This is a genomic window from Bradyrhizobium sp. Leo114 (assembly GCF_055229415.2).
In genome coordinates this window covers 25,890-33,544 of sequence record NZ_JBUYEN020000063.1, presented here as the reverse complement: position 1 = coordinate 33,544, position 7,655 = coordinate 25,890, and the positions used below count along the sequence as shown (strand labels likewise).

5 protein-coding genes and 1 pseudogene are annotated in these 7,655 nt (G+C 63.7%); 2 read left to right on the top strand and 4 right to left on the bottom strand.

The features are described from left to right. A pseudogene (locus tag ACZIRK_RS39780) lies at positions 1-106 on the top strand (IS110 family transposase); the annotation flags it as partial. Between the two features lie 22 nt (positions 107-128). On the opposite strand, the gene ligD reads toward ACZIRK_RS39780, so the two are convergent. After that, positions 129-2,804, bottom strand: a complete 2,676-nt coding sequence (ligD, locus tag ACZIRK_RS39775; RefSeq protein WP_130224531.1) for a DNA ligase D — start codon at positions 2,802-2,804, stop codon at positions 129-131. 110 nt (positions 2,805-2,914) lie between these two features. Here ligD and ku point away from each other — a divergent pair, with 110 nt between their 5' ends. Further along, positions 2,915-3,799: a non-homologous end joining protein Ku gene (gene ku / locus ACZIRK_RS39770; RefSeq protein WP_474419390.1), complete on the top strand. Its 885-nt coding sequence runs from the start codon at positions 2,915-2,917 to the stop codon at positions 3,797-3,799. Positions 3,800-3,911: 112 nt separating this feature from the next. Here the strand turns inward: ku and ACZIRK_RS39765 are convergent, their stop codons facing one another. From ACZIRK_RS39765 to ACZIRK_RS39755, 3 genes are all read right to left on the bottom strand, one after another. Then, complete coding sequence (locus ACZIRK_RS39765; RefSeq protein WP_474419391.1) at positions 3,912-4,115, bottom strand: DUF6496 domain-containing protein; 204 nt, start codon at positions 4,113-4,115, stop codon at positions 3,912-3,914. 116 nt (positions 4,116-4,231) lie between these two features. Then, a complete protein-coding gene (locus tag ACZIRK_RS39760) occupies positions 4,232-4,921 on the bottom strand; it encodes a response regulator (RefSeq protein ID WP_474419389.1) in 690 nt (229 codons plus the stop codon). Further along, a complete protein-coding gene (locus ACZIRK_RS39755; RefSeq protein ID WP_474419388.1) occupies positions 4,918-7,641 on the bottom strand; it encodes a DUF4118 domain-containing protein in 2,724 nt (907 codons plus the stop codon). The genes ACZIRK_RS39760 and ACZIRK_RS39755 overlap by 4 nt, the downstream gene beginning before the upstream one ends. Between the last annotated feature and the right edge of the window lie 14 nt (positions 7,642-7,655).

Sequence of the window (7,655 nt, the reverse complement as noted above, 5' to 3'; positions counted from 1 at the left end):
CGGAAAGGAAAAAATGGTCATTCGCATTGCACTCGCCCGTAAGCTCCTGGTCCGTCTCAACGCCAAAGCACGCGATGCGCGCGCCGCTTACGCCAATGCAACTTGACAACCCAGATAGTCGCTCATCGCTACTTCTTCGCTGCCAGCTTCTTCATCGCCGCCTTGATCGACGTGGCGGCATCGTCATAGCCATCCCAGGCCTTGCTCCGCGCGAGCAGCGACGGCACGGTGCGCACCGTGTACTTCTTCGGATCGAGATCGCCGCGCACCTGCGCCCAAGTCAGCGGCATCGAGACGGTGGCACCTTCGCGTGCGCGGGGCGACAGCGGGGCGACCGCAGTCGACATCCGGTCGTTGCGCAGATAGTCGAGGAAGATCTTTCCCTTGCGCAGCTTCTTCGACATGTTGAGCAGATATTGCTCGGGGTCGTCATCGGCCATCCACTGGCAGATCGCCTGCGCGAACGCTTTGGCCTCCTTCCAGGTCACGCGGTCCTTTGCGCCATACAGCAATGGCGCCACGACATGCAGGCCCTTGCCGCCGGTGGTTTTGCAGAAGCTCTCGAGGCCGACGGCTGAGAGTCGCTGGCGCATGTCCTTGGCGGCCTCGATGACGTCTGAGAATTCGACGTTCGGCGCGGGATCGAGATCGAACACCAGTCGCCCCGGCGTATCGTAGATATCGGGCGCGCAATTCCAGGGATGCAGTTCGAGCCCGCCGATCTGCGCAACCGCCGCCAATCCCTCGACGCGATCGATCTGCACATAGGGCTTGCGGTCGCCGGAGACCTTTGCGAGCTCCAAGAGGTTCGACATGCCCTGCATCGCATGGCGCTGGAAGAACTTTTCGCCATTGATGCCATCAGGCGCGCGCACGATCGAGCACGGCCTGCCCTTGAGATGGACGATCATCCATTCGCCGACCGCCTCGAAATAGCGCGCCAGATCGAGCTTGGTCACGCCCTCGCCGTCGAAGGCGTCGGGCCACAGCTCCTTGTCGGGCTTGGAGATCACGACGCCCATGACAACAGAGGATTTATCCGCAGCCGATTTCGCAGCCTTCGCCGCGGCCCTGCCCGGCTTCGGCTCGGCGATCTCAGTCTTGGCCGGCTCTTCGGCCTCCACCTCCTTGGCCGGCTTGTCCTGCCGCAGTCCCTTGAACGCGGCCTGCCGGATATTGCCGCCCTCGGTCCAGCCGGCGAATTCGATCTCGGCGACGAGGTCGGGCTTCAGCCAATGGATATCGCGCGCCTTGCGCGGCGCATTCTCGCCGCCGAACGGACTCTCGTCGGATTCATGCGCCTTCAGCACCGGCAACAGCCGGCGGACCTTGTCCTGGCCGAAGCCGGTACCGACAACTCCCACAAAGGCGAGATGATCGCCGCGATAGACGCCGGCCATCAGCGAGCGGAATTTTCCGCTGGTGGTCTTCCAGCCGCCCAGCACGACCTCGTGACCGGCACGGCATTTCGCCTTGGTCCACAGCTCGGAGCGGCCGGAGCGATAGGGCGCATCCAGCTTCTTGGAGACGATGCCCTCAAGCTCCAATTTGCAGGCCGACTCCAGCACCGCGTCGCCACCGCTCTCGAAATGCTCGACATAGTGGATCAACTTGCCCTTGCCTTTTCGTGCTTCCAGGAGCCGCTTCAGCCGCGCCTTGCGCTCGGCCAGCGGCAGCGCGCGCAGATCCTCATTCTCGGCGAACAGCAGGTCGAAGGCATAGAAGATCAGATCATCGGTCTTGCCGTCCGAGATCGCCGCCTGCAGCGTCGAGAAATTCGGTATGGCGTTCTTGTCCAACCCGACGATCTCGCCGTCAACAATCACATCAGGCAGCTTGCCGCCTTCTTTCGCGATCGCACCGAACTTGTCGGTCCAGTCCAGACCCTTGCGGGTCTTGAGCGTGGCCTCGCCGTCCTCGACCCGCAATTGCACGCGGTAGCCATCGAGCTTGATCTCGTGGCACCAGCCGGCACCGCCGGGTGGACGATCGACGGACGTGCAGAGCTCCGGTGCAACGAAGTCCGGCATCGCCTCGACCTTCTTTGGCTCGATCTTCTTTGCTTTGGCTTTGGCGGAAGCGCGCGACTTCGACGCCAGCGTTTTGGGCGCCGGCGCTTTCGTCCTCGGACGCGCCGCGCCGGTCTCCTCCCGATTGGACTGCCAGACCGCATCGGCCTTCGCCTTCGCGCGGCCGTTCTTCGACAGCATGAACGGCTTTGGCGCCCTGCCCTTGCCGGCCGCGATCTGCTCCATGGTGCGGCCGGAGGCGACGGATCGGTCCTCATCGAGAATGCTTTCCCCGTCCTCGCTGGCATATTCGTCACGATGCTTGATCAGCAGCCAATTGGTGCGCTTGCCGCCGAAACGATCGCCGCGCATCCGCACCAGCACCCAGCTTCCATGCAGCTTGTCGCCATCCAGGGTGAACTTCAGATCGCCTTTCTTGAACCCGGCTGCGGGATCGTCCGATTCCCAATAGCCGCGATCCCACAGCATCACCGTGCCGCCGCCATACTGGCCTTCCGGAATGGTGCCTTCGAAATCGCCATAGTCGAGCGGATGGTCCTCGACCTCCACCGCAAGCCGCTTGTCGTGCGGATCAAGCGAGGGCCCCTTGGTCACCGCCCACGACTTGAACACCCCGTCCATTTCGAGTCGGAGGTCGTAATGCAGCCGCGTGGCGTCATGCTTCTGGATCACAAAGCGGCGCTGTTTGGACGGCGCAACCTTGACCTCGCCGGAGGGCTCGTCGGTCTTGGAGAAGTCGCGTTTCTTGCGATAGGTGGACAGGTTTCTCTGCAGCACGGGTGCACCTCACGCAAATGGCCGCCGCCTTGCGGCGGTATATACCAGGAACCAAAACCCCTCGCATCGGTTGAAGTTCCCATACTCCAAGATATCCGGAGAATGAAATGGCCCCTCGCGCCTATTGGAAAGGCACCTTGAAGCTGTCGCTAGTGGCGTGCCCGGTGCTGCTGTATCCGGCCTCGACGTCGGTCGCGAAAACCCGCTTCCACATGATCAACAAGGAGACCGGCAACCGCTTGAAGCAGCAGATGGTGGACGCCGAAACCGGCGACATCGTCGAAGCCGATCAGAAGGCGCGCGGCTATGAGCTACGGAAAGGGAAATATGTCGAGATCGAACCGGAGGAACTCGAATCCGTCCAGATCGAGAGCAACCACACAATCGACATCGAAAGCTTCGTGCCCAGGGACGAGATCGACAAGCGCTATCTCAACCACCCCTATTACATCGCGCCCGACGGCAAGGCCGGCGCTGACGCTTTCGCTGTGATCCGTGACGCGATGAAGGACCAGGACCGCGTCGCGCTGGCGCGGATCGTGCTGACCAACCGCGAGCACGTCATGGCGATCGAGCCGCTCGGCAAGGGCCTGCTCGGCACCACCTTGCGTTATCCCTACGAGCTGCGCGACGAGGCCGATTATTTCGACGACATCAAGACGCCGAAGATCACCAAGGATATGGTCGAGCTCGCCGGCCACATCCTCGACAGCAAGGCGGCGCATTTCGACCCCTCGAAATTCAAGGACGACTATGAGGATGCACTGAAGGCACTGGTGCGACGCAAGGCGGCCGGCAAGCCGATCGAGGCCCCGGAGCCCGAGGAGCGGCCGAGCAACGTCGTCAGCCTGATGGATGCGCTGAAGCAGAGCCTGAAGGGCCGCTCGGCAGCCAAGAAACGCAGCCATTCCACCGCCCGCCGCCAGCCCTCCCGCCGCCGCGCAGCGCGAAAAGCGCATCGCTCGACCGCGCGTGCACGCAAGGCGGGGTAGACTACAGCGTCATGGCCGGGCTTGTCCCGGCCATCCAGGCCTTCCTTTTTGCCCAGAGAACGTGGATGCCCGGGACAAGCCCGGCCATGACGAAGAGAAGCGCGAAGCCCGACTACCGCTTGGTCTTCCGCTTCTTGCTGCTCTTCCGCTTCTTCGTTGTTTTCTTCTTGGACGTTTTCTTCTTCGACGACTTCTTCGGGACTTTCTTGCCTTTGGCGCGCGCTTCCGAAAGTCCGATCGCGATCGCCTGTTTGCGGCTCTTGACCTTGCGGCCTGAGCGGCCGCTCTTCAACGTGCCGGCCTTGCGCTTCTTCATCGCGCGCCTGACGTCGCCGGATGCTTTCCTGGAATATTTTCGTGCCATTGGCATTCCTCCCGGTTGAGGGAGATTAATTTCCTCACTCCGAAAAAGTTCCGCCTCTGCAACTCGCCTCAGTCCGCCGCGCGCAAGCGATAGCCTATCCCAGTCTCTGTCAGCACGAATTGCGGACGCTCGGGATCAGCCTCGATCTTCTGCCGAAGCTGACGCACATAGACGCGAAGATATTGCGCATCGGTGAGTTCGTCCCACAATTCCTTCAGCAGGAAACGATGCGTGAGCACCTTGCCCGCGTGCTGCACCAGCACACGAAGCAGCTCATATTCCTTTGGCGACAATTTCACCTCGCGATCGCCGACCTTGACGATGCGGCGCACGAGGTCGACCGAGAGATCGCCGGCGCGAAACACCGGCCGTTCACCCTGCACCTGCAATTGATGGCGCAGCGCCGCGCGCAGGCGCGCCAAGAGCTCATCCATGCCGAACGGCTTGGTCAGATAATCGTCGGCGCCGAGGTCGAGCGCCTGCACCTTGCCCGCCTCGTCGCCGCGGCTCGATAGCACCACGATCGGCACGCTTTCGTTGCGCGCGCGGATCATGCGTAGGAGGTCGTGGCCCTGTATATCAGGCAGGCCGAGATCGAGGATGATCAGCGCAGGCCCCTGCGCTAGCATCTCCAGTCCGGCCTTGCCGTTGGGGGCCTCGAGAATTTCGTACCCTTGCGTGTTCAGCCCCATCCGCAACAATTTGCGGATCGGCGGCTCGTCATCGATGACCAGGACCTTGATCGGTGTCGCGTTCATGCAGCGGTATCCAGCGCAGCGGTAGCCGCCGGGATCGGCAGCCGGATGGTGAGCACGGCGCCGCTCCGGTCGGTGCGGTTGGCGGCCGAGATCGTGCCATGCATGGCTTCGACGAATCCGCGGGAGATCGCAAGACCAAGGCCAGTGCCGGGGCGGACATGATCGCCCTTCTGCACACGGTAGAACTTGTCGAAGATGCTTTCGAGTTCGGTCGGCGGAATGCCGCTGCCCTCGTCCATGACCTGCAGCACGATCGAATGACGATCCCGCCGGCCGCGGATCGAGATCGTGGTGTCGGCAGGAGCGTATTTGGCCGCGTTGTCGAGCAGGTTGAACAGCACCTGTTCGAACAGCACCGCGTCGAGCTCCAGCATCGGCAGATCGGCGGCGAGATCGAGCGAAACCTTGTGCCGCACCAGGATCTTGCCGGCGCGGCGCAGGGCGCTGCCGACAATTTCACCGACGTCATGCCGCGCCGTGTTCGGCACGATGGCGCCGGATTCGAGCTTGGTCATGTCGAGCAGATTGGCGATGAAGCGGTTCAGCCGTTCGGACTCGTCGATCACGGTCGCGAGCAGATCGTGCTTCTGCGCATCCGTGAGGTTGCCGCCGAGATCGCGCATGGTCGAGGCGGCGCCGAGTACCGAGGCCAATGGGGTCTTCAGGTCGTGCGAGATCGAGGTCAGGAGCGCTGAGCGCAGGCGCTCGGATTCGACGGTGCGCTTGACCTTGTCCATGTCCTCGACCAGCAGCACGCGCTCGATCGCGAGCGCGCCCTGGTCGACCAGCGCATCCAGCAGCCGCCGCTGGTCCGGCGTCAGCAGCGGGCCGGTCTTGTCATTGTCGATGCCGATGGCGCCGATCAGGCCGCGGCCGGTCCGCATCGGCAAAAACAGGCGCTTGGCGCCCGGCAACGTGTCCGAGCCGCGGCCGGCCGGCCGATCGTTCGACCAGGCCCAGTTCGCGGCCGCAAGATCGGCGTCGTCGAGCTGGTCTTCCGGCGGATAGCCGGCCTTGACGACGAGCAAGCCCTCTTCCGGCAGCAGCAGCACCACGCGCACCTTCAGCATCAGCGCGATCTGGTAGGCGGTCGCCCATAATACGTCATCCAGCGTCGCGGTGCCCGCGAGCTTGCGGCTGAAGGCGTAAAGCCACTCAGTCATGCGCACGCGGCTGATCGCGGTATCGGCCTGCACCCGCACCCGCGCCGCGACGTTAGAAACGAGCAGCGCGATCAGCATGAAGAAGAAGAACGCCGCGATATTGGTCGGGTCGGTGATCGTGAAGGTGTAGACCGGCGGCAGGAAGAAGAAATTGTAGCAAAGCGAGGCCACGACGCTCGCGAGCAGCGACGGCCACAGGCCATAGCGCACGGCCACCACGACGACGGCGGTGAGGAAGACCAGGTCGACGTTCTCGACGCCGAAGCGAGGATGGACTAGCGCGGCGGCGCCGAGCCCGAGGCCGACGATCAGGAGCGAGTACAAATAAGGCCTGAGGTTGAACGGCTCGGTTCGCGCCGCCGTCTGCACCGCCGGCCCTTTGTCGAGGCCGGCAGGCAGATCCTCGCCGGCGATCACGTGCACGCTGATATTGCCTGCGCGCCGCACCAGATCGTGCACCACGGAGCCGCGCAGGATCTCGAACCACCGCGAGCGCGACGACTTGCCGATCACGACATGCGTGACGTTGGTGGACTGCGCGAAACTGATCAGATCATCGGCGATGCGGCGATGCACGGCGGGAATCGTCAGCGCCTCGCCGCCAAGCGATTCGGCAAGCCGCATCGTATCGGCGAGCCGGTCACGCTGCTCGTCCGAGAGCTGCAGGCTGCGCCGGGTTTCGATGCTGATCGCGGTCCAGGGCGCGTGCAGGCGATCGGCAAGCCGCTTGGCGTAGCGCACGAGGCCGGCGGCGCGCGGATCCTCGCTGACGCAGACCAGGATGCGCTCGCCCGCGGCCCAGGGACCGGCGATGGCGTTGGCCTGCATATGATTGAGCAGCTGTTCGTCGACCCGCTCGGCCGTCCGCCGCAGCGCCAGCTCGCGCAGCGCGGTCAGGTTGCCGGGCGAGAAATAATGCTGAAGCGCCCGCTCCGCCTGCTTGGGCACATAGACCTTGCCCTCCTTCAATCGCTGGATCAAATCGTCGGGCGGCAGGTCGATCAATTCGATCGCATCCGCGCGGTCGAAGATCGAATCCGGCACGGTCTCGCGCACCCGCACATGCGTGATCTGGGCCACGACGTCGTTGAGGCTTTCGATATGCTGGACGTTGACCGCGGTGTAGACGTCGATGCCGTGGGAGAGCAGTTCCTCGACGTCGAGATAGCGCTTCGGATGCCGGCTGCCGGGCGCGTTGGTGTGGGCGAGCTCGTCGACGATGGCAAGCTGCGGCCGGCGCGCGATCAGCGCATCCAGGTCCATCTCCTCGAGCACCTGGTCCTTGTAATTGATCCGCTTGCGCGGGATCACTTCGAGCCCCTGCAGCAGCGCCTCGGTCTCGGCCCGGCCGTGGGTCTCGACAACACCCACCACCACATCGGTGCCGCCCTTGAGCTTGGCATGCGCGCTCTGCAGCATCTCGTAGGTCTTGCCGACGCCGGGAGCGGCGCCGACGAAGATCTTCAGCCGCCCGGACGCATCGTTCTCTCGCCGGGCGGCTTCCAGGAGGGCGTCCGGCGAGGGTCGCTTCCCAGGGTCGCGATGCTCATTTGCCATAGAGCAAATATAGT